Consider the following 22,608-nt stretch of genomic DNA (forward strand, 5'->3'; position numbering starts at 1 on the left):
TACGGGCTACACCCTTCGCGCCAATGCGCGCCAGCATGAAAAACCAACCACTGTCAGATTTAGTCTAGTCCACCGCACCTCACATTCGGAGCACAAATCCAGGCAGTGCGTATCCACGCGGCGATCAATACGAGTTGCGCACAGAGCAGCGGTACCAAGTAGATCTTCGGCGTCGACAGATCAACCATGTGCCGGACACAGACGTTGATCAGAAACACGGCCACTCTGGTGGGAATACCGAGTCCCCACCAGACTTTCCAGAGAGGCTCATTTCCGGCCCATGCATTTTTCAGCATTGATATCTCCACGATCGGCAACGGATGGCCCACCCCGGGGTTGCCTCTTGCATCGCATCGACTAACGAATTGCGACCCACTGCGCCAGATGCCCGACAGGAGGCTTCCGCAAATGGCTCTTTGCTTTTACATGTCTTGCTCAGAATTGCGCCGTAAGCTGAAACCCAAGTGTTACGCGTGCAGTCTCGAATCCGGAAGGCTTGTACACCGGGGTGCCTGCAAAGAGATCGTAGGCATATGCGCCGTAGCGCGTCGCGACGCTGCCCTTCACGCCGATCACTGCTCCGGCAAGTTGCGTGCCGACCAAGGCGACCGGTTCCGGTCCCCATACGCGGCCGTAGTCGAGACCGGCATAGGCCGCGAGCCCGGTCTGTGCGATCGGGACCTGCAACTCGTTGCGCCAGTAGAACCCGCGTGATGCTGCCAGCAGCGTTTCGCCGTCGAAGCCGCGCACGGTGTAGCGGCTGCCGATCGTTACACTATCGAGGTACGACACCGTGTTGCCTGTGTACTGACCATGAAAGGTCGTCACGTATTTGAACGGCTGCGTACCGATGACGAACGGTGTCGACAGATTCGCATCGAGCACGACCATCTTGAATCTGTAAGTCTGTCCCCCCTCCGCCGCGAACATGCTGTCGGTTGAGCCAAGCCATCCGAGCCCTTGGCGATAGGCAAGCGAACCGTCGAACTGCGACGAGCCGAAATAGTGCCGGTCGTTCAGCCCGAATTCGAGAAAGGTCGCGTTCTGGTGCGACGACGGTATCGTCGTGCCTTCGATGTAGCTGTCGCCGAAACGGCGAATCAGCCGAACCTGTGCACCGAACACATCGTTCCGGCTGCGCGTCAACACGCGATTGAGCCTGAAGTCGACCGTCTTCATGTTCCCGCTGGCAACGAACGTCTGATTCACGGCCGCGAGCGGTTGAAAGTACGTGCTGGTATAGGCCGATAGCGTACCGGTCCAGTAGCCCCAAGGAACCGAGTAGAACGCGTTCCAGCCGTGCGAACCGAAGCGCTTGTCGCCAAATTCCAGGTCCTGGTTGAAATCGACGTTGAAGATGTCGTTCAGGCCCAGCGGGTTATCGATGCCAAGCGATACGTTGCCTTGCAGTTTGCCGGTCGCGCGCGTGCCGGAGTTGTCGATGGACGCCACGACGGTCCATGGTTTGCCGCGCTTCACGTCGAGGACGACGTCGCTTTCGCCCGGCATGTCGCCCGGTGCGATCCGCATCGACACATCCTGACTTGAGACGCGCTTCATCTGCTCGAGCCCTTGCTCGATGTCGCGCAGGTTCAACACGTCGCCGTCGCGGGTCGGGAAAGCGGTCTTCCACGTTCCGCGTAACTTCTCGTCCTCGAAACGCACGTGGCGGATCACGCCCGGAATCAGGGCAAGCTTCAATGTGCCGGTGGACAAATCCTGCTCTGGAACGAGTACGCGGGTCGTGATGTAGCCGCGTGCGAGGATGGCTTGTGATAGTCCTTTTACGATCAGGTCGACGCCTTGCTTACCGACGCATTGGCCGGCGTAGTGCGTAAGCCAGTCGCGCGCAAAGGCAAAGCGATCCATCGGCAAGGTTGATGCGCCTTGCGCCTTTGACGCGGCCGGTAACGAGTCGGGCACGTCGAGCGCGAAACGATCGATTCGAAAGCATGGCGACTCGGTCGGCAGCACCGGATAGGCTTCCAGGCGCGGCACGTCCGAGCGCACGCCCGGTGCTTGCACGGTGGCGTCGCGCTGTTGGGCGTCACGGCGCTGCTGCACTTGCTGATTCTGCTCGGCGTTCGCGCGGGCCGCAGCGGCTTGGTCGTTCGGAGTGGGGGTCTGTTGTGCCTGCGCAGAGAACATAACCAACGCCGACAATGGCACGATCGACAACCGCTTAATTGTCATGATTGATGCCACATTGCCCAATCTTTTAAGTATGCTCTGGACACACTCCCAAGTTGCTCTTCCATACGTGTCAGAAGGGCACCATCTCTGTTTGCTTGCGCATATAGAGATTCCAATAGACCCGTTGCAACGAATGTTTTCAGGTCAACGTTCTCTGCTCTCATGCCACGCTCGATAGTATCGAAGATATACGTCCGGTCTTCGGATGAATATTCATCGAATCTTTCTGCGACACTCTTCCCTAGCTTTCCGAAGAGGAGTGTCGTCGGAATGTCTTCTCCCCAATCCTCGACAGCTTCATCTCTAGCCAGCCGAAGAGATTCGATTTTCGTCAAATCAGCAACAAAATCTTTCCATGTACTCATCGCTTTCCCTTCAATGCATTCTGTAGGTCTCTCAGTACGTTCTGTGCTGCCGAACGATCGCCGAATGAGGCATTCGGATTTGAATCCATCCACTTTTTTCAACGCAACCAGAATAAAAATCAATGGCGTCGACGTTGGTCAGGATGCTCATCGTCCACCTTACTAGCCCGTTATCTGGGGGGCCGTCACAACAAAGACATCGTGCTCTTGACTCTCTGAACGAACGAACTTAGCCGCGGCTAGATTGTTTTGTTCCGCAACACCAACATGCACAGGCGGATCGACTCCATCCCAAATGCAATCGAGCCTCGCTTCGAATCCAGGGAAATGCCAAATACCTCCCTCGACCCGAGCAACAACCAAACCGTGCTGACCTGCCCGTTCACAAACCGCAATTGCTGCATCGGCAGACAGCTTCATCACAACGCTTCCACCGAGTGAGAAAAAGTCATCAGACGAATCGTAGTGTCGTTGGAGATCAATATTCATCGCGACTCACTTCCATTTAATTCGACTATCGGGAATCCAACCGGGATCGTTTTTACCGCTCACTTGGACAACTTCGCCGGTCCGGTCGTTGACCACAACGTAACCACTCTTAGAGCCGTACACGGATGCGGAATCATTTCTCGGCAACCCATCTGGGGGTCTTCCCCGCAGATCGATTATCCATCGTCGTTCCGACAGGTCCCTCATTGACGACTGCTTGCACTTCTTGCTGCGTCCATCCACGAGCCTCAAGTTGGCCGCCGATCTTGCATTTCCTCGGATCAATCGATCTTGATCTTTCCCATCTTCTTTTTTACGATTTGCTTGAGCTTTTGCGTCACCCATCTCTGCTCGGACATTCTACGGAGACTCTCTCTCACCTTAGGGTCGATCGCCTGCTCACCGTCAATCCAATCCAGAGCCTTGAGAGGCCAATACTCAGAAAATGAAGACTCAAATGCAAATCGAAGCAAGAGCGACGTTGGAAATGATTCAACCAAACCAAGAGAATTTCCCCGCTCCGATTCAAAAAGACGTAAATGCTCAAAAAAACGCCCCCTTCCCACCTCAAGCAAAGGCAGTATAGGCATCGTATCATCCGGCGTTAGCATAAGCCTTTCTTTCCCATTGACATCAATGCACCATTGATGATTACAATTGATGCCAAGTAGAACATTTCCAATGCACACAAGCCAGATCGGCGATTCATCAATAACCGAAGGAGAAAGCAGTTCTACTTTCATTTTCCGCTCCAAGGTTGATGATTGACAGGAACGCCAACTCGATCCGAGAGCCATCGTTGAAAATGATCCCAGATTTGAGGCGTCCAGTTTTGACCATAATGGCCGCTATTCTCGGTTGTGGTAATTGATCCATCTGGAGCACGGCTAAAAGTGCCACCCACGATATTTTTATCACTTGCCCCAATTGATTGAACCAGCTGTTGGTGTGGGGACCCATCGAACAAACCAGCCTTGGGCTTTCCAACGGCAAATGTGTTAGTTGTTGGATCAAAAACAAATTCCACGCCGCCCCCCGATGGATTGTAGTTTCGTAGTGCGCCCACCGATGTATTGTCAGTGATTGCAATGACACCAGGAACAGGTCCTGAGCCAGAAAAATTAGGGGCCGCAGAACTCGGAGGGGTTACAACTTTCCCTCCTTGGGAGACGTTAGAAATGGTCTGGCTAGGTGTCTCAACGATCGGCTTGGTTGCGTTGCTTACGACTGCGGTTTCCGTTTCAGTTCCGACTGCAGCTTTGCCACCAAGACCCAGCGTCACTATGACAGACGTCCAGAATTCCATCTCAGGGCCAACCGACGTTCCCGACTTATACGGTGTCTTCAGCCCGTCCAGCGAAATGTAGCCCGGATCACCCGGCGTAGCAAACGGCCCGCCGTTCGGAATATTGACGATCGCACCCGCAACGTTGACCATCCCGTTCCAGACACCGACCTTGGCATCTCCCGTCATGACGATGGCTTGGGCTACCTTCTTCGACAACGATGCAAAAACGTCGTTTGACGTTTGATTGTTCGAATCGTTACCGGCATTGTAAAGCTGCACATTCGACGCCATCGCCGCGCCCGCGCTACCGCCAATCAGTGCGCCACCAACCGTCGCCGCGACGTTCGCGGCAATATTGCCGACGAGCGACGAGCCGGTCGTATCGCCGACCGATTTACTGATCTTCTCGGCCTGGTTCGCCAGCAGTGACGACATGCCGGCTCCCGCTGCCCCACCAATCGCCGTGAGCGCGCTGCCGCCGCCGAGCCCGCCGATCAGCGCACCGCCGCCCATCTGCAGTTCCGCGCGCGACGCACCGCCTTCCATCCAGCCCTTGGCCTCGTTCAACGCCGCCTGTGCGCCCGCCAAATCGCCAGCCTTGTAGGCTTTGTCTGCCGCCTCCAATGCTGCGTCGCGCTTGTGGTCAGCATACAAACCAATCGCCTGCGAAACCGTCTGCCCTGCCGCCTGCGCCGCATTCATCGTATCGGCCTGCTGCGACAGCATCTTTTGTACATCGGGCGTCTTCGAAACCGTCCCGTTCAGATCCGTCGCATCGCGGTTCAGATTCGCGAGATCCTGCGTCTGCTCGCCCGGCTTCGTGATATTGATCGTACCTGCGCTCACCGCGCTCTTCGTCGTCGCGCTCTGGTCACCGCTGTCGTTCTGGAACACCATCGGTGTAACGCCGCCCGAGCCCGATACCGACGAGGGGCCAACTGCCTTGTTGCTCGGCCCAACCGACGCGCCGGCGCTGAAGCCCGCACTGTTCGCGCTGTAGTGCGAGTGGTTTTCGATGTCGCTCGTCGTGAGCGTGCCAGTCGTCAGGCTGTTCTTCGACGGATCGGCCGTGCTGCCGATATACGCGCCTTTCAGGTCGGTGTTGCCCTTCACGGTCACGTCGAACCCGCCCGCACCGGCCTGGATGCCGGCCTGTTCGTTCACGCCAGCATAGTTGCCGTCCGCGTGACCGTTCTGCGCACTGAAGCTCCCACCGACACCGCCCGCCTGACTGATCGAGAAGCCGCCACCCGCGCTCGACTGATGCGCGGCGCTCACGGTCGTATCCTGCACGCTCGCCACGTTCAGGTTGCCGCCCACGTCGGCTACGACCTTGTTCGCGTTGACGTTTGCGCCGATCACGTTCGTGTCGCCGCCGCTTACGATGGTCGCGGTCTGGCTTGCGTTGATGTGCGTGTTGTTCTGGATCGCCGCATCAGAATTCCCGTCGCCATGCGCGCGCTGCATCGACGCGGACACGCCGACGCCGTTCGTGCCAATCGACACGCCAACGCTCGACCCAGACGATGAGTTCGAACTTTGCGTCTTGTCCGTGTCGGTCGTGTTGACGAGATTGACCTGGTTGTTCGCGATCAGCGCAACATTGGCGGCGTTCACGTTCGAACCCGCGATCGTGATGTTGCCGTCCTTCGGCGTGCCGTTGCCCGTTGCGATCAACTTTGCGTTCCCGCCCGCATTGATGCTGGAACCTCGCTGAATCGCCTGATCTTCCGACGACTGCATCGAACTATGGCTCGAACCGACACTGACCTGCACACCGATGCTCGGGGCCTGCGTCCCCTTCGCGCCGTCCAGCAGCTTTGCGGCACCCATACCGCCGAATGCCACGTCGCCGGCCGCCGCGATGCTATGCAGCGCCGATGCGCGGCCGTTGCTGTCCTTCGCCGATTCGCGCGCGGCCTGCGTCTCGCTGATCGCATTGTTGATCGCATCGCCCACCGAACCCGACAAGCCGACCGTCAGCCCGCTCTTGCTCGTCTGCTGCTGCTGCGCCTGGTGCGAAGTATCGGTTGCCGAATCGACGACGATATTCGCCGCCGTGCCGGTCACGTCCTTGCCCGCGACCAGATCGCTGCCCTTCACGTGCAGCGTATCGCCCGCGTTGACGGACAAATTACCGTCGACCGAGCCGACCGTGCTGGCGTTGTTCGTGACGCTCGACGATTGATTCTGCTGTGCGAGCTTGCTGTTGCCCACGGAGAAAGACAGGCCGCCGCCCGACATCAAGCCCGAATGCTGTTCCTGATAGGTGGTCGATGATTGGCTGGTGTCCTGCGACGTCGTGATGTTCACGTCGTGCGCCGCGTTCAGCGCCACATCGTGCGTACCGACGACCGTACTACCCTGAACATTGATGTCCTTGCCGCTGCCGATCGACACGCCGTCCGCCGAAATCAGGCTGCCGTTCGCGATCGTCGAGGTTGCATCCTGCGAGCTGGCGATTTTCGTGCCACTCACGACGCCGCTGCGACTGTGCGTCTCGCGCGAGTTGTACACATGCGTTTCAGTAGCCGCACCGACATTCACGTCGCCGGCCGCCAGCAGATTCGCATCGCCTTTCTTCAGGTCGATCGTACTGCCGATGACATTGATGTCCTTGCCCGACACCACATTGAGCGTATCGCCGCCCTTGACGGTCGTGCCTGTCAGCGCCTGATCCGACCCGTGTCGGGTTTCCGCATAGCTGCGATTCCCTTGGTCGCCCGAGCTGTTGGCGTTGATCGTCGACGTGACACTCGCCGCACCGAAGGTCACGTTGCCCTTGGCCGCGATCGTGCCGCCCTGGCCGAAGTCGAGCTGTGCACCCTGTGCCGTCAGGTCACCGCCCACACCGATGGCCGACTTGCCGCCAACGTTCACGGTGCTGCCGGTCGCGCTGTTGAGGTCCGTATCCGACACGCCGTTCGCGCGCTGCACGATCTTGTGCTCGCCGGTCTGCTGCGCGCCGAGATTCCAGTTCCCGCCGATATTGGCGTTCAGATTCCCGCCGACGTTCAGGTTGCCCGCGTTCTGCTGGAAGTCGCCGCCGGTCTTGATCGACGCGTCACCTGCCACGTTCAGGTTCGCGGCAGGCCCGAGCGTCGTCTTGTCACTCGTCGCGCCGTCGCGGCTGACCTGGTGCGTCGTCTGCGTCGCGGTATCCAGAATCAGCTTGTTACCTGCGTTCAGGTCGAGGCTACCGGCCTTCACGTTGGCCGACGTGAGGTCCACGTTGCCCGTCGTATCGAGCGACATCAGCCCACCGCTTTGCAGCGCACCGAACGCGTTGTCGATCTGCTTGCCCTGAAGCGCGAGCGTCGTGTCCGCCTTCACGGTGCCGCTGTTCGTGAAGACCTGCGTGTTCTTCAAATCGATATTGCCGGCCGTGATCAACGGACCGTTCGCGTTCTGCCGATCGGCCTTCGCCAGATAGACGACCGGTACCAATACCTGCTGGCCGCCGACCGTCTCGGTCTGCATGATGATCACGTTGGTCGTGAGTGCGGCCACCTGCTGCGCCGACAGGCTCATGCCGAGCGGCAGGTTCAGCGACTTCGACAATTCGGCGCCCGCGAGCATCAGCGACTGATACATGCCTTGCAGGTCCGTATACGGCCCCAGTACCGCCTTGCCCGTCAGTTGCGTGACCTGGTTACGCACGAGCTGCTGCTCGTAGAACCCGTCACCGAGACGCTTTTCGGTTGTCAGCGGATTGACGCCAATCTGCCGAAGGTAGTAATCGCTCGACAGGAAATTGTTCATCCGCGTGAACGCAGGGTTCGTCTCGATGAGATAGGTCGGGTTCGGGGCAGGATTCGGCCGGTACAGCCCGCCTTGCGGAATCGTCAGGTTGTTCAACACGTTCACGGCGGTCGCGCTCGCGATCACCGGATCGACCCAGGTCGGCGTACCGCCCTTGATCGCGGCGGCTCCCGATTGCGTGCCGCTCGCATTGCCGCTCACCGTGCCGATCGTCAACCCCGGCACGGCCTGACCGGGCAGCAGGCCGAGCGACGGAATGGTCGCATTGGCCGCCGTGTTGTTCACGCTCACGCCGTTGCCCGAGATCGTGCCGTTTGCGCCCCACGTCGAACGATAGTCGGGCAAGCTGTATTGCCGCACGTCGGCCGGCGCTGCCTGCGTGTAGCCGCCCGGCCCGCCGACGAATGGCTTGTCGCCGAACGGCAAGGTCCAGTTGTGTTCGGTGTTGTCGTAGTTGTTGTAGTGGTAGTACCCGGAATACGTGACCGTCACGCCCGGCGCCTGCTGGCCCGTTGCGCCCCAGCCGTCCATGTCGAGGCTCGCTGGCTGCTTGATGTTGCCGGCCGCCGTCACGCTGCTCCAGTAGTTCTGGAACGTCTTGACCGTCGACGCGTCGAGATCGCCGCCCGACGCGATCTGCGCGCCCGGGCTCAGCTTCGTCACGGTGTTGGCGACCGCCTTGCCCTCGTAGGTCGTGTACTGATAACCGCTGTTCCACTGGCCGCCGTTCGGCGGTACCGTGAAGACGCCACCCGGCTGCGCCTTGAGCGCGGCGATGATCGGCGCGGGATCGTAACTGGGATCGTTCGGGTCGTGAAAGATGTTGACCCAGTGAACGTCTTGACCGCTACAGGCTGCCATGAAGTAAGCGGCGCACCCTGACATGCTGATGCCGAGCTGTTGCAGCAGTGCGGGATCGACCTGACTCGTGTTGCCCGAAGTCTGCATCACGCGCCGCGTGTTCGTGACCTTGTCGGCGTGCAGCTCCATCGCAGCACCCGATTGGATCGCCGCCGACGCATTGTTGATCAACGCCGCGTTCGTATAGTTGCCGCTCGCATCCTTGCCGCCAGCCAAAGCCACTTTGCCGAGCCCGAAGATCGTCGTGGTCGGCATCGAGTCGCCCAGCGTCGTGTCGTCGCGGTTCTCGATGTCGTGCGCAAGAATTTCCAGCAGGCCCGACGTGTCCGATGCGCCGATCAGCGCGACCGGACCGAGGTTCGACGCCGTGCCGCTGGCCTGGATGGCGACGCTGCCGCCAACCATCGCGCCATAGTTCGTCAGGTCGCCCGAATGCGTGCTGAGCAGGCTGCCGGCCGTGATCGCGCCCGTGTTGACGATGTTGCCGGCGTTGACTGTCAGATTGCGGACCGATTGCAGATTCGCGCTGTTGGCGAACGTACCCGGCAACGTAAAAGTCAGGTCGCGACCAATATTGAACTGCGTTTGCGGCGTCGTCGCGAAGTCGCCTTGCAGATTGATCGCCGCGTCGCGCGCCGCACTGTACGTGCCGCCGCCGAGCAGCGTGGAAGCCGCTACCGACAGGTCGCGCGTCGAGGTGATCGCCCCGTTGGTATTCGTCACCGCGTCCGACATCGCGACGTTCACGTCGCCCGTGGCATCCGCGACGTTGCCTATTTGCCCGCCGGAGTTGTCGAGGCTATTGCCCTGAACACGGAGGTTCGCGCCCATCAACTGGCCGCCTTGCGTGTTCGAGATCGAAGCCGCACCGATCGTCACGTCGCCCTGGCCGGTCATCTGCCCCATGCCGTCGACACCGCCCGCGTGGCTGTTCACGATCTGGCTGCCGCCTTGCACGTTCATCGCACCGCTGCCGAAGTCGTGCACCGCGCCGTCGGTGTTGTCGATCGACGCAGCCTGAATCGACAGCGTGCTCGTGTCGCCCGCCGTGCCAGCCTCGATGTGCCCTTGCCGGTTCGATAGCGCGCCGTTGCTGATGATCGACAGCGCCGCGTTCGAACGCATCAGGCCCTGAGCGTTGTTCATTGCCGCTGCGATCATGGCTGACAGACCCAATTTCGCTGCAATGATGCCGCTACCATTGTCCAGACTGCCGGCCTTCACGATGGCCTGCCCGTTGGTGCCGATCGTGCCGCCGATATTTTGCAGGGCTCCCGCACCGTTGCCCGGTGCGAGCGTCAGCGTGCCGGTGCCACCATGCGTGATGGTGCCTTTCGAGTTGTCTAGTGCGGCCGGCGCGAGCGTCAGGTCAACGCTGTTGGTCTGGATGACACCGCCATTCGAATTGTCGAGCGTGCCGGAAATGCCGAGCGTGGTCGGCCCGCTCTGCCATTGCGAAATGCGGCCACCCTGGTTTTTCAGATTCGCGGCAGTTAACGAAAGCTGATTGGCTTCGATGTCGCCGTTCTGGCTGTTGTCGATCAAGCCAGCGACGGTTGCTGTCAAAGAGGGGGAAACGATCTTGCCGTCGAGGTTCGACAGCGACGCGCTATGAATCGTTGTCGCTGCCGTCTTCGAACCAAGTTCGCCGCCGTCGTTAATGAGTGCGCCGCCCGCGGTCACGTCGACATTGGCGTTCGACGTGAGCTTGCCGCTCGTATTCGTGATCGAGTCGGCGACATTGACGCTCAGGCCCGTTTGGCCGGACGCCGAACCGGCCGAATTGTCGATCGTCTTGCCTTGCAGGACGGTTCGACCGTTGCTGGCGATGGCGCCCGCCTTATTGCTGACGGTGCCCGACGCGTTGCCGACCGTCAGCGTGCCCGTGCCGACATGTGCGATCGTGCCGCCGTTGTCGTTGATCAGGGTAGCGGGCGTGAGCGACAGGTCCGTGCTGCGCGTCTGGATCAGGCCATCGTTCGAGTTGTCCAGCGTGTCGGTGATCGCGACCGTCATCGGGCCGGTGCCGGTCTGCGTGACCGTCCCGCCGTGGTTCAACAGCGTCGAGCCGTTCAGCGAGACCGTCGCCGCATTGATCGTGCCTTGGGAGTTGTCGAGCGTCGCACCGTTCAACACAGCGCTTTGGCCCTCGACCCGGCCGCCTGCATTCGCAAAATGATTGCCGGCGTCGACGGTGGTGGTCTGTCCGGCATGCAGGATACCGTTGCCGTTGTCGATGCTCTGGCCGATCACGTGCAGGTTCGCGTCGGCCGACATCGAGCCGCTGTTCGTGACCGTGTTGCCCTGTACGGTCACATCCCCCTTGCCGCCGATGACGCCGCCCAGGTCGCCGCTCACGTTCGTGCCGGCAGCGTTCGTGATCGCACCGGTTGCTGTCACCGACAGGCCGTCCGCGTTCAGGGAAATCAGCCGGCCCGCGCCATTGTCGATAGACGTACCAGCAATCGTTTGCTTGCCCGCGCTTTGAATCAACCCGGCATTGTTCTGGATAGCACTCCCGCGAACGTCGGCCGTGCTTTGGGAACTCAGCATGCCGTTTTGGTTCGACACGGCGCCGGCCATCTGCACCGACAGTGGGCCTTGCGAACTGGCGCGGCCGCCCTGGTTCGACAGGTTGCCGCCGCCGAGCGTCATACCCGCGCCGCTGGATAGATTGCCCCGGTCGTTGATGACCGTGCCGCTCGCCTGTGCGTTCACGGCGCCCTTGGTGCTGACGGTCGAGCCGGCCAGATTCACATCGCCCGCCGTCGCGGTCAACGCGAGGTTGCCATTGGCGGCCGTCGCGCTGTTCGACAGATCGACGCCGCTGCCGGCAAAGGTCGCGTTGCCGGCGGCGCTGTTGGTCCCCGTCGCGGTCAACTGGCCGCTGGCCGTGACGCTCAGATCACCACTCGTGCCGATCGTGCTGTCGGCATTGACGCCCGCGCCAAGGGTGCCCGTCGAGTTGAGGTTGCCGACGTTGGCAGTCAGGTTCCGTTGGGCAGTCAACGCACCGCTGTTGGTCAGGTCCGCAGCGCCGGTGTTGACCGTGACCGATTGCTTGCCATACGTGACGCCGCTGTTCTGGATGCCGCCCGAGGCCGACAACGACATGTTGCCGGCCGCATTGGTGTGGCCCGACAGTACAAGGCGGCCGTTTGCTTGCAGCGTCAGATCGCCCGCCTGTGCAGCGATGTCGCCCGCGTTCGCAACGCCGACGCCATTCTCGGAACTCACGAGAAACACCCTGTTCGCGTACATACCACCGAGCTGGCTGACATCGATCGCGATGGTGGGCGCGGGGCCGTTGCCCGCGATCGGCGTAGCGTTCAGGGTGGTGTAGTCGACCTGGTTCGAACCAGCCACCACGTTCAGGCTCTTCGCGTAAGCCTTGGCATTGATCTGTACAGCGCGGGCCAACAAATCCACTTGGTCGACATTGGCCGTGTCGAGCCCCGCGCCGACAACCGAAATCAAGCCCTGGTTGATGTTGAAACCCGTGAGCGCCCCGTCAGGCCCGAAGTTCGGATTGCCGGTTGTCAGCGTGGCTCTGCTCGTATTGATGAAGCCGCCGCCATCGACGACCAAACCGGCCTGATTCGCGATCACGAGTTGCGCGGCTGCGCCTCCAATCTCGACTTTGCCGCGAATAAAGCTCGGGTTGTTGCTGTTGACCTGATTGACGATCAGACGCGCCGCGTCGCCGGCCTGGAAATTCGGGTTACCGCCGATAATGCCGCCCAGTTGAGTCTGGACGTTAATCGGGGAGTTGTTGAGAATAATGCCGGGCTTGGGCACGTCGAACTGGTTATAGGTATTCATCGACACGCCGGACGAGCCTGGGCGGTTGATGTTCACCTGTTGAAGTCCGTTCTGTGTCTGGATCACGGACGGAGCATGCGCACCGCCCGCGACAACCTGGGCATGGGCCCATATCGGCATCACGCCGGCCGCAACCAGTACGGCGAGTGCCACGTGACGAAGCGCGAAGCTGGCGAATGCGTGTGGCGGGTGCATGGCGACACCGACCTCGCCCCGCCTCGCGTTGCCCGATGCACTGGCGGTTTCTTCGACTGCAACCAACATACCGCGCACACGGCTGAATACCAGCCGATAATGTTTTTTATTCATGATCCTGGTCTACTCGCGATTCACCCGATCCGCTCTCACGGACATCGAACATCGCACGAAACCAGATCGATCAGCGTCAACAATTGTCAAGCGTCGTCGATATATGACGAGTATTAGTTTTCCGGGAACCTCTTTCGTATTCGTACCAGCGATCAATACCCCGCCCGACAATCCCGCAGCCCAGGCACCCTATTCGGTCAGCCGCAAAGACGATTGGTATGGGTTACAACAATCCGTTTACTGTTGTTCACTCAACCTCTAAAAACGACCTGTTCGAATTACGAGGGCTCGGTATACCGGCCATATTCGGAATACTTTTAAACCTGTACTGCCACGACGACGGCCAGGGGCGGCCGCTGCGCCGCTGAATGTCCGCACCGGCCCGCCCCCCCGGGGAATCCCCGGAATCCGCGTCCCATACGGCCATGTCGATCTGCTTGGCAGGCTCGTGGTCTAGTCGTGAATTCGGAAGTGGAACGCAGAGACAGGATCCACCGTTGCGATGCACCGGCGATGCCCCTGCGGTATCGCCGATGCACGCGCTGTCTGCACGTCACACCACCGGATCGACCACCGTAATCGGCCCCCCACGCGCCTCGATATCGCGCCCGGCAAGCAAACACAGATCCTCGCGATGATGCGCGGCCACCACCTGCGCGCCCACCGGCACGCCGTTCGCGAGCGACGTCGTGACGGCCAGCCCCGGCAGCCCCATCGCGGGCAGCGCGCGCAACGTGAGCTGCGCTTCCCACACGCGGTCGAAGCCGTCCGGCCCTTGCCGGTCGAGATCGTCGGGGAACGGCAGTTCCGACGAAACGGGCAGCAGCAACACCGCATATTCGTCGAGAAACAGCCGCCACTGCCGCGTCAGCGTCGTGCGCCGGACCAGCGCGCGGCTGATCACGTCGGCCGGCAGATCGCGCACCTTGCCGTGCACGGCGGCGATCACCGCGGCCGCGCCCGGATCGCCGTCTTGCTCGACCGCGTTCGCCAGTGCGCCAAACCCGTCGCCGAGCCACAGCTGTTCCTGCAACAGCGCGGCCTCGCGCATCGGAGGCGTATCGTCGATCTCGTCGACGGTCCAGCCCGCATCGACCAGCCGGCGCGCGGCATCGCGCAACGCAGCCTCGACTTCGGGCACGACCTCCAGCCCGCGCGGACGCACGCACAGCGCCGCGCGCTTCGGCACCTCGCACCCGTCGAACGGCACCGCGACGTGCCACGGATCGCGCGGGTCCGGCGCGGAGAAAGCACGCAGCGCGAGCGAGAGATCGTCGATCGTGCGCGCGATCGGCCCGGCCGTCGACATCAGTTGCGCGCCGATCGCGCGTTCCGGCGACGACGCATTGAACGCCGGCACGCGGCCAAGCGACGGCCGGATTCCGTGGACGCCGCACGCATAGGCCGGGTAGCGCACCGAGCCGCCGATGTCGGTGCCGAGCGCGAGCGGGCCGATCCCGGCGGCCACGGCCGCCGCCGCGCCGCCGCTCGATCCGCCCGGCGTCAGCGACGGATTGCGCGGATTGCGCGTGTGGCCGTGCACGAGATTCGACGTGAACCAGCGCAATGCGAACGTCGGCGAATTGGTGCGGCCGAGCAGCACCCCGCCGGCCTTCCGAATGTTGGCGACCACCGGACTGTCGGCGGGCGCGATCAGGTTTTCCTGCAGGCGCGTGCCGTTGGTCGTCGCAAAGCCGCCCTGATCGACGTTGATCTTCACGGTGACGGGTACGCCCGCGAGCGGCCCCGGATCGTCGCCGCGCGCGATTGCGCGATCGACTTCGTCTGCCTGCCGCCGCACGTCGTCGGGGCGGTGTTCGACCACCGCGTTGATCGCCGGATTCACGGCATCGAGACGATCGAGTACGGCATCCGCCACTTCGCGCGCGGATACGTCGCGCTGCCGCACGCGTTTCGCGAGTTCGGTTGCCGACAGTTGCCAGAGTTGCGTCATGACTTCTCCTTGGTGGAAAGACATCGCCATCACTCGCGCGCCGCGCCTCCTCACGAAAGCGCGGCGCCGCATTCGCTCACTGCGTATCCTGCTTCGCGCGCCCGGCGGCGGCGATGATCGCGTCGGCCACGGCCTTCGGCTGGCTCAGCATCGCGACGTGGCTGGCGTTCACGCGCGCGACCGTCGCGCCGATCCGCTTCGCCATCGCTTCCTGCAGCGTCGGGTCGATCATCCGGTCCTGCGTCGCGACGACGAACGTCGACGGCTTCGCATGCCACGCGGCTTGCGCGACCTTCTCGGAGATGCACCCGCTATACCACGGCCCCTGGGTCGCCGCAACGATGCGCTGCTGCGCGGGCGGCAGATCCGGCGCGAAATCCTGCGCGATCGCCTTGTCCGACAGCCGTGCGAAGCCGCCTGCGTCCTTGCGCAGTTCGCCGGCCCATGACGGTGCCGGCAGCCCTTGCGTGACGTCGGCGATCGACTGGCCGTTGTCGGGCGCGAACGCCGCGACGTACACGAGCGACTTCACCTTGTCGTCATTGCCCGCGTCGCTGATCACGACGCCGGCCCACGAATGGCCGACCAGCACGACCGGCCCCTTCTGTTCGTCGATCGTGCGCTTCGTCGCGGCCGCATCGTCGGCGAGCGAGCTCAGCGGATTCTGCACCGACACCACGTGCAGCCCGCGCGCCTCGAGCAGCGGAATCACGCGGTTCCAGCTCGACCCGTCGGCGAACGCGCCGTGCACGAGCACGACGTTGGTGCCCTTCAGGTCTTCCTTCGGCGCGGCCTGTGCCGCGATCGCACCGAACAGTCCGCCGATCATCGCGGCGGATACCAGAACGCGTTTCATCAAACCGGCCATCGTCATGCTCCTTTCCTTGTCGTGTCGTTGAAGTGAAGTACTGCGTGAGCGGCCGCGCCTGCCTGTCGCTGGCGCGGCGCGGCATCACGAATGCGCGTACAGGTCGTCGGCGGTGTTGCGTGCGGTACGCGACTGCGCTGCGTCGCGATGGCCGGCCGGCATCGACGCGTCGGCCACGTTGTCGCCTTGCGACTTCGACGGGCCGTTCTGGTCCGAACGTGCGACTTGCTCGGCAGCCACGACGGCGTTCTGTGCGGCCGCGATATCGTCCGGGTAATGCGCTTCGCTGCCGGCCGGGTTGTAGCCGGCCTTCTCGAGACGGACGAGGTCCGCGCGCACTTCGGCACGCGTGAGGCCGTGGCCGGTATCGGCGAACGACAACGCGGGTGCGACGGCGAGGACGGCAACGGCGAGGATTCGAGCGGCTTTCGTGAGATTTCTCCTTGAAGGAAGTTGGGGGTGTCGATCACTTGGTGTCCGGTGCGAACGTCTGGCACCGAACGTTTGCTGCATGTCGACAGTAGAACCCGCGCACGTATCCGGCATGTTTCCGGAATGGGGGCTTTCTGCATGCCAGTTTTTCAGGGGCGGCCGCAGATACAGTGCGATACAAATCCGCTTGCCGATGCGCGCCACCGTTCCCCGCGCACCATGAAAAAAAGGCGTGCCTCGCCGGGCACGCCTTTCCGTCACCTTCGCACCGCCGTGTCACGTCACGGCGCGAGCCGCGTGAACACGTAATCGTGGTTCTTCACCCGCGCCTGATGGCACGCAAAGCATGTCTGATGCTGGCCGATGTCGGCCGGCACGCCGTTGATGAAGCGCCCGAACCCCCAGCCGCCCGTCGCGGCGTAGCGGCGCGAGTCCTTCACCATCACCTGCACGGTCGTCGCCTGGCCGGGCACCGTCGCCGGCGCGAACTCGTCGGACTGCTTGCGCTTGTACGCGAGCTTCACGAGGATCGTGCCGTCCGGGAACGGCAGCGTCGCCCGTTCGAGCGCGCGGATCGCGACCGGGTTGCCGAGCACCACGCGCAGCTCGTCGAGCGGTGCGGCCTCTTCGGCCGGCGCAACCATCTCCCACTTCCGGTAGCCGGGCGGAATCGTCACGCCGTAGATCGGCGACGCGGCCGCGGCCGGCTTCGGCTGTTCCGCGAACGCGGCCGGGCCGCTTGCCGACCACGCGCCGGCCAGCAGCGCGCCCGCGACGAGCGCACGGCGCGCGCCGCGCCGCCACACCTCCACGCCGGCCCGCATCACAGATGCTCCACTTGCAGGATCGCCTCGGCGAACGCCTGCGGCGCTTCCTGCGGCAGGTTGTGGCCGATGCCGCCGGTGATGGTCCGGTGCTGATACTTGCCGGTGAACTTCTTCGCGTACGCGGCCGGCTCCGGATGCGGCGCGCCGTTCGCATCGCCTTCCATCGTGATCGTCGGCACGCTGATCGCGGGCCCGGCCGCGAGTCGACGCTCGATGTCGTCGTATTGTGCTTCGCCCTTGGCAAGGCCGAGCCGCCAGCGATAGTTGTGGATCACCACGGCCACGTGATCGGGATTCCGGAACGATGCGGCCGAGCGCGCATAAGTCTCGTCGGAGAACTGCCACTTCGGCGACGCGAGCTGCCAGATCAGCTTGTTGAATGCATCGCGGTTCTGCGCGTAGCCGAGTTCGCCGCGCTCGGTCGTGAAGTAGAACTGATACCACCACTGGAATTCGGCCTGCGGCGGCAGCGGCTTGGCGTTCGCCGCCTGGCTGCCGATCAGGTAGCCGCTCACCGATACCAGCGCCTTCACGCGCTGCGGCCACAGCGCCGCGATGACGTCGGCCGTGCGCGCGCCCCAGTCGTAGCCGCCGAACACCGCGCGGTCGATCTTCAGCGCATCCATCAGCGCGACGATGTCGACGGCCGTCACGGCCTGCTGGCCGTTGCGCACCGTGTCGGCCGAGCGGAACGTCGTCGAGCCGTAGCCGCGCAGGTACGGCACGATCACGCGATAGCCGGCCGCGACGAGCAGCGGCGCGACTTCCGCGTAGCTGTAGATGTCGTACGGCCAGCCATGCAGCAGGAACACGACGGGGCCGTCCTTCGGGCCGAGATCCGCATAACCGACGTTGAGCACGCCCGCATCGATCTGGTGGATCGCGCCCAGCGACGCAACGCCGGCCGGGCGCTTCGCCGGGGGCGAATCGGGTGCCGACTGCGCTTGCGCCAGCGCGCTAAAGCCGAGGTCGGCCAGGCTCAGGCTCGCCAGCGTCGAGCCCAGGATCAGGCGGCGGCGGGTGTTCACGGTATCAGGCATGACTCGTTCTCCAGTGTCGATCGCTAAGGAAAGGGCCCGCGGCACGTGCGGGCAATCGGGGGGCGCCGTTCGCAGCGGCGGCGCATGGCACCGCGCCACCGTGCGAATCGCTTCACCGGTTTTATATCCGAACCATTCGGAGGCTTTGTATCCCAACGTATCCGTGTGCGGATCCGACACACGGCGATTCAAAAAACCACGCGCTGGCATTGCAGGCGGTTGCGTAGAAACGAACACGGGCCGCGCAGCAGGCCGGCCCGTGTTCGTCGTGTACCCTCCGCTTACGCGCGCCGCAACGGCCGGAACCCGGCACGCACTTCACGCGCGAACAATTCCGGCTCCTCCCATGCCGCGAAGTGCCCGCCCTTGTCGACTTCGTTGAAGTAGATCAGGTTGCGATAGCTGCGCTCGGCCCAACTGCGCGGCGCCTGGTAGATCTCGCCCGGAAATACCGTGATCGCCGCCGGCAGCGAGATGTCCACCGCGTTGAAGTTGTTCGAGTGATCCTCCCAGTAGATCTGCGCGGCCGACGTCGCGGTGTTCGTCAGCCAGTACAGCGAAATGTCGTCGAGAATCTCGTCGCGCGGAATCGAGTGTTCGGGCACGCCGCCGCTATACGTCCACTGCGAGATCTTGTCGTACATCCACGCAGCCTGCCCGGACGGCGAATCCGCAAGCGCATAGCCGACCGTCTGAGGTCGCGTGACCATCATCGCCGAGTAGCCGCAGTTGTCGCGATAGAACGTCGCGAGCTTCTCGTACGCTGCCTTCTCCTTCGGCGACAGCGAAGCCGGCGCGGGCGCATCGGTCGCGAGCAGCGTCGCGATGTCCGGCGGCACCGTTGCCGGCATGTTGACGTGAATCCCGGCCAGGCCCTGCACGCGCTGCATCGCCATTCGATGCGAGATCACCGAGCCGCAGTCGCCGCCCTGCGACACGAAGCGCGTATAGCCGAGCCGCGCCATCAGCTCGCCCCACGCACGCGCGATATGGTCGGAACCCCAGCCGGTCTTCGTCGGCCGGCCCGAAAAACCGAACCCAGGCAGCGACGGCACGACGACGTGGAATGCGTCGTCCGCGCTCGCGCCGTGCGCGGTCGGATCGGTCAGCGGGCCGATCGCTTTCAGCAGCTCGAAGATCGAACCGGGCCAACCGTGCGTCATGATCATCGGCATCGCGTTCTCGTGCCGCGACCGCACGTGAATGAAATGAATGTCGAGCCCGTCGATTTCCGTGATGAACATCGGGAAACCGTTCAGGCGCGCCTCGCCCTTGCGCCAGTCGTAGTCGGTGCCCCAGTAGCGCAGCAGCGCCTGCATGCGCGCGAGCCGCACGCCCTGCGATTCGTCGGCGACGGTCTCAGGGCCCGGCCAGCGCGTCGCGGCGATACGGCGGCGCAGGTCGGCCACGGCTTCGTCGGGAATGTGCGCGGTGAACGGGCGTATGCCGCTCGCGCCAGCGGCGGCATGCAGCGCGGTGGGCAGCATCGCCGAGACCCCGGCGGCCACGGAAGTGGCCAGCAGGTGGCGACGCATCGGGGAAAACGGTGTGGAAGACATCGTTCGGCATCTCCTTTCGTGAAGTGGAAAGTGAACATGCCGCGCGCGGGATCGCGCCTTGGCTTTCAATCCGGCGCGCCCTCGTCACGCGGCGTCGCCCATTTGAAAGGTCCGATGTATCCCGGATTTGTCTGATTTGTACGCGTTTGTAGCTGCTTCTGCACGGCGGGCGAACACGCTTTCGCGGCCCGCGCGCCCGTGTGCCGCTCAGAGCGCCTTGACGATCGCGCCGTCGACGCGAATGTTCTGCCCGGTGATGTAGCCCGCGCCGTCGGACAGCAGGAACGCGACCGTCTTCGCGATCTCGCCGGTCTTGCCGAAGCGGCCGGCCGGAATGCGCGCGACGATCTCCGGCGTTTCCGGCCAGCTGTCGATGAAGCCCGGCAGCACCGCGTTCATCCGGATGTTCTCGGCCGCATAGCGTTCCGCGTACAGGCGCGTCCATGCGCTCAGCGCCGCGCGCAACGCCGACGACACGGGCATCGGCTGCTCGGGCGCGTCCGCCGCGAAGCTCGAGATGTTGACCACCGCGCCGCCGCCCTGCTTCTGGAAGATCGGCGTCACGCGGCGCATCACGCGCACCACGTTCAGCAGGATCAGGTCGAGCCCCACGTGCCAGTTGTCGTCGGTGATCGCCAGCAGTTCGCCCTTCGGCGGATGGCCGGTGTTGTTCACGACCGCGTCGATTCGGCCGTAGCGCGCAACCGCTTCCTGCACGAGCCGGTCGATATCGGCTTCTTCCGTCACCGAGCCCTCGATGCCGAAGCCGCCCAGTTCCTCGCCGAGCGCCACCGCGCTGCCCGGCGGCGACATCAGCGCGACGCGGTAGCCGGTCGCCGCCAGTTCCCGCGCGATGGCCGCGCCCATGCCCTTGCCCGCCGCCGTGATCAACGCCACTTTTTCTACAGTCACGATCCGCTCCTTGCTCTCGTTCCGCCGTCGCGCAGCCGCCATTCGGCGCGCCATGGTGGTAATGTAGGCGCATCCATTCCGACTGTCGAACCAGTATTTCTGCCGCCAGCCGATAGTTTTTCTACAGCCTGACGATGCCGCCACGCCCCTCCCGCCTGCCGCCGCTGAACGCGCTTCGTGCGTTCGAAGTGTCCGCGCGGCACCTCAATTTCCGCGCCGCCGCCGACGAGATCGGCGTCACGCAGGGCGCCGTCGCGCAGCAGGTGCGCCACCTCGAGGACGTGCTCGGCCTGAAGCTGTTCGAGCGCCTGCCGCGCGGCCTCGCGCTCACGCACGACGGCGCCGCGTATTTCTCCGACGTGCAGCGCGCGCTGCACGCGATCGCCGACGCGACCGACAAGCTCGTGAAACGGCGCGCCGCGCTGACGATCAGCACGACGCCGTCGTTCGCGTCGAAGTGGCTGATCCCGCGGCTCGCGCAGTTCACCGACGCGCACCCCGACTACGACGTGCGCGTGATCGCCGACCCGCAGATCGCGACGTTTCGCCACGACGGCGTCGATCTCGCGATCCGCTATGGCAAGCCGCCGTTCGGCAAGCATCTCGCCACCCATGCGCTGTTCCCGCTCGACGTGTATGCGGTATGCAGCCCTTCGGTGCTGACCGCACCGGCTTCGCCGCGTGCGCTCGCCGGCCAGGTGCTGCTGCACGACGCGCACGACCTGTGGCCCGCGTTCCTCGCGGCGATGCCCGAACCGGTCGACGTCGATCCGCACAAGGGGCTGCGCTTCAACCAGACGTCGCTCGCGATCGATGCGGCCGTCGCCGGCCAGGGCATCGCGCTCGCGACCGAGCCGCTCGTCGAGCGCGACATCGCCGCCGGACGGCTGTGCAAGCCGTTCGACTTCGCGTTTCCGCTGTCGATGGGGTTCTATCTCGTGTATCCGGCCGAGCGCCGCGACGACGACGCGATCGCGGTGATGCGCGAGTGGATGATCGGGGCCGCGTCGGACGGGCGGCCTTGATGGGCCCGAGCGCGCCGGGTTCGCGTCAGGGCGCGATCCAGCGGGCTTCGTAGCCGCTTTCGTTCAGGTCGAATACCGCTCGACGATGGCCGGCGCGCGCGAGTTCGAGCCAGTCGATGCGCGTGACCGTCATGTGGATCAGGCAGAAGTTTTCGTAGCCGTCGCCGGTGGGTGCGGCGCCGTCGATATGCGCGACTTCGGGCGACGCGACCGGCGTACCGGGCGGCAACGGCGCGCGATACAGCAGCAACGTATGCGGCCGGCTCGCTCGCCAGATCGCACGCCGTTGCGTTTCGTCGTCGCAGATCGCCGCAACGCCTTCCGCGCGAATCTGCACGAGCGCATCGAGATCATCGGCGACGATCGAGATACGTGGATCGCGACGCAACTCCGCCACCTTCGCCGAACGCACGTCGGTATGAAACGACAGCACGCGCTCGGTGCGATTCACCTGACGCAATACGATCGTCCGGACCTTCGGCGCGCCATCGAGGCCGAGCGTCGCCGCCTGCAACATCGTGAACGGCGAGCGCTGCACGCGCACGCCGGATTCGAGGCAGGACCACAGCCGGTCATAGGTTTGCGCGAGCGATTCGGAAGTCGAGTCGGACATGAGGCAGCGGCGATCGTCGGTGTTTCGATCGCGCAAGCTTAACCGTTCGTGTCGGCGACCGCTCGCATGCGATGCGCCGCCGCGCGTGCGCCGCTCAGTTGTAGCCGAGCACGACCGGCGCCGCATCGCCGCCATCGGTCGCCGGCTCCGCGCCGAAGCGGCCGAGCACGTCGGCCACATATCGCGGCCCCGCGCCGATCTGCGTCGAGCGATGCGTGGCCGGCCGCTCGTCGCCGGCGACCGATGCTGCGCCCGTCGATGTCGTTTCGTTGATGGTGATCGTCATGTC

At 63.5% G+C, this 22,608-nt stretch carries 17 protein-coding genes; 1 reads left to right on the forward strand and 16 read right to left on the reverse strand.

Going from position 1 to position 22,608, the window contains the following annotated elements:
* Positions 1-435 precede the first annotated feature (435 nt).
* From WS61_RS23210 to WS61_RS23255, 14 genes are all read right to left on the reverse strand, one after another.
* On the reverse strand, positions 436-2,148 hold the full coding sequence (locus WS61_RS23210) for a ShlB/FhaC/HecB family hemolysin secretion/activation protein (protein ID WP_059503875.1): 1,713 nt from the start codon (positions 2,146-2,148) through the stop codon (positions 436-438).
* A 41-nt stretch (positions 2,149-2,189) separates the two neighbouring features.
* Positions 2,190-2,558: a hypothetical protein gene (locus tag WS61_RS35010; protein ID WP_157692776.1), complete on the reverse strand. Its 369-nt coding sequence runs from the start codon at positions 2,556-2,558 to the stop codon at positions 2,190-2,192.
* A gap of 162 nt (positions 2,559-2,720) precedes the next feature.
* Entirely contained in the window at positions 2,721-3,047 is a 327-nt protein-coding gene (gene cdiI / locus WS61_RS34085; protein ID WP_095211819.1) for a toxin-immunity protein system imunity protein CdiI, read from the reverse strand.
* A 6-nt stretch (positions 3,048-3,053) separates the two neighbouring features.
* Positions 3,054-3,170, reverse strand: coding sequence for a colicin E5-related ribonuclease (locus WS61_RS35735; protein WP_257127343.1), 117 nt, complete (start codon positions 3,168-3,170; stop codon positions 3,054-3,056).
* 10 nt (positions 3,171-3,180) lie between these two features.
* On the reverse strand, positions 3,181-3,270 hold the full coding sequence (locus WS61_RS35740; protein WP_257127344.1) for a hypothetical protein: 90 nt from the start codon (positions 3,268-3,270) through the stop codon (positions 3,181-3,183).
* A 58-nt stretch (positions 3,271-3,328) separates the two neighbouring features.
* The gene (locus tag WS61_RS35020) at positions 3,329-3,790 is read right to left on the reverse strand and encodes a hypothetical protein (protein ID WP_157692778.1); all 462 of its coding nucleotides are present in this window, start codon (positions 3,788-3,790) and stop codon (positions 3,329-3,331) included.
* Entirely contained in the window at positions 3,787-13,089 is a 9,303-nt protein-coding gene (locus WS61_RS23220) for a hemagglutinin repeat-containing protein (RefSeq protein WP_095211820.1), read from the reverse strand. The genes WS61_RS35020 and WS61_RS23220 overlap by 4 nt, the downstream gene beginning before the upstream one ends.
* 553 nt (positions 13,090-13,642) lie before the next feature.
* Positions 13,643-15,043, reverse strand: a complete 1,401-nt coding sequence (locus WS61_RS23225) for an amidase family protein (RefSeq protein WP_059503880.1) — start codon at positions 15,041-15,043, stop codon at positions 13,643-13,645.
* Positions 15,044-15,119: 76 nt separating this feature from the next.
* Complete coding sequence (locus tag WS61_RS23230) at positions 15,120-15,911, reverse strand: alpha/beta fold hydrolase (protein WP_059503951.1); 792 nt, start codon at positions 15,909-15,911, stop codon at positions 15,120-15,122.
* 84 nt (positions 15,912-15,995) lie between these two features.
* On the reverse strand, positions 15,996-16,292 hold the full coding sequence (locus WS61_RS23235; RefSeq protein ID WP_373557134.1) for a DUF4148 domain-containing protein: 297 nt from the start codon (positions 16,290-16,292) through the stop codon (positions 15,996-15,998).
* A 332-nt stretch (positions 16,293-16,624) separates the two neighbouring features.
* On the reverse strand, positions 16,625-17,167 hold the full coding sequence (locus WS61_RS23240; RefSeq protein WP_059503882.1) for a cytochrome P460 family protein: 543 nt from the start codon (positions 17,165-17,167) through the stop codon (positions 16,625-16,627).
* A complete protein-coding gene (locus WS61_RS23245) occupies positions 17,167-18,210 on the reverse strand; it encodes an alpha/beta fold hydrolase (RefSeq protein ID WP_059503884.1) in 1,044 nt (347 codons plus the stop codon). Before WS61_RS23245 ends, WS61_RS23240 begins: the two co-directional genes overlap by 1 nt.
* Before the next feature lie 281 nt (positions 18,211-18,491).
* Positions 18,492-19,769 carry an epoxide hydrolase family protein gene (locus WS61_RS23250; RefSeq protein ID WP_059503886.1) on the reverse strand — a complete coding sequence of 426 codons (1,278 nt, stop codon included), beginning with the start codon at positions 19,767-19,769 and terminating at the stop codon, positions 18,492-18,494.
* Positions 19,770-19,976: 207 nt separating this feature from the next.
* Positions 19,977-20,681 (reverse strand): SDR family oxidoreductase, encoded by a 705-nt coding sequence (locus WS61_RS23255; protein ID WP_059503955.1) that lies wholly within the window; start codon positions 20,679-20,681, stop codon positions 19,977-19,979.
* A 134-nt stretch (positions 20,682-20,815) separates the two neighbouring features.
* Here WS61_RS23255 and gcvA point away from each other — a divergent pair, with 134 nt between their 5' ends.
* Entirely contained in the window at positions 20,816-21,706 is an 891-nt protein-coding gene (gcvA, locus tag WS61_RS23260; protein WP_059503888.1) for a transcriptional regulator GcvA, read from the forward strand.
* Positions 21,707-21,731: 25 nt separating this feature from the next.
* On the opposite strand, the gene WS61_RS23265 is transcribed toward gcvA, so the two are convergent.
* Both WS61_RS23265 and WS61_RS23270 read right to left on the reverse strand, forming a co-directional pair.
* Positions 21,732-22,319: a pyridoxamine 5'-phosphate oxidase family protein gene (locus WS61_RS23265; RefSeq protein ID WP_059503957.1), complete on the reverse strand. Its 588-nt coding sequence runs from the start codon at positions 22,317-22,319 to the stop codon at positions 21,732-21,734.
* 94 nt (positions 22,320-22,413) lie between these two features.
* Positions 22,414-22,605, reverse strand: coding sequence for a hypothetical protein (locus tag WS61_RS23270; protein WP_059503889.1), 192 nt, complete (start codon positions 22,603-22,605; stop codon positions 22,414-22,416).
* Positions 22,606-22,608 lie beyond the last annotated feature (3 nt).

The sequence above is a fragment of the Burkholderia sp. ABCPW 11 genome, assembly GCF_001523445.1.
Taxonomy (GTDB): Bacteria; Pseudomonadota; Gammaproteobacteria; order Burkholderiales; family Burkholderiaceae; genus Burkholderia.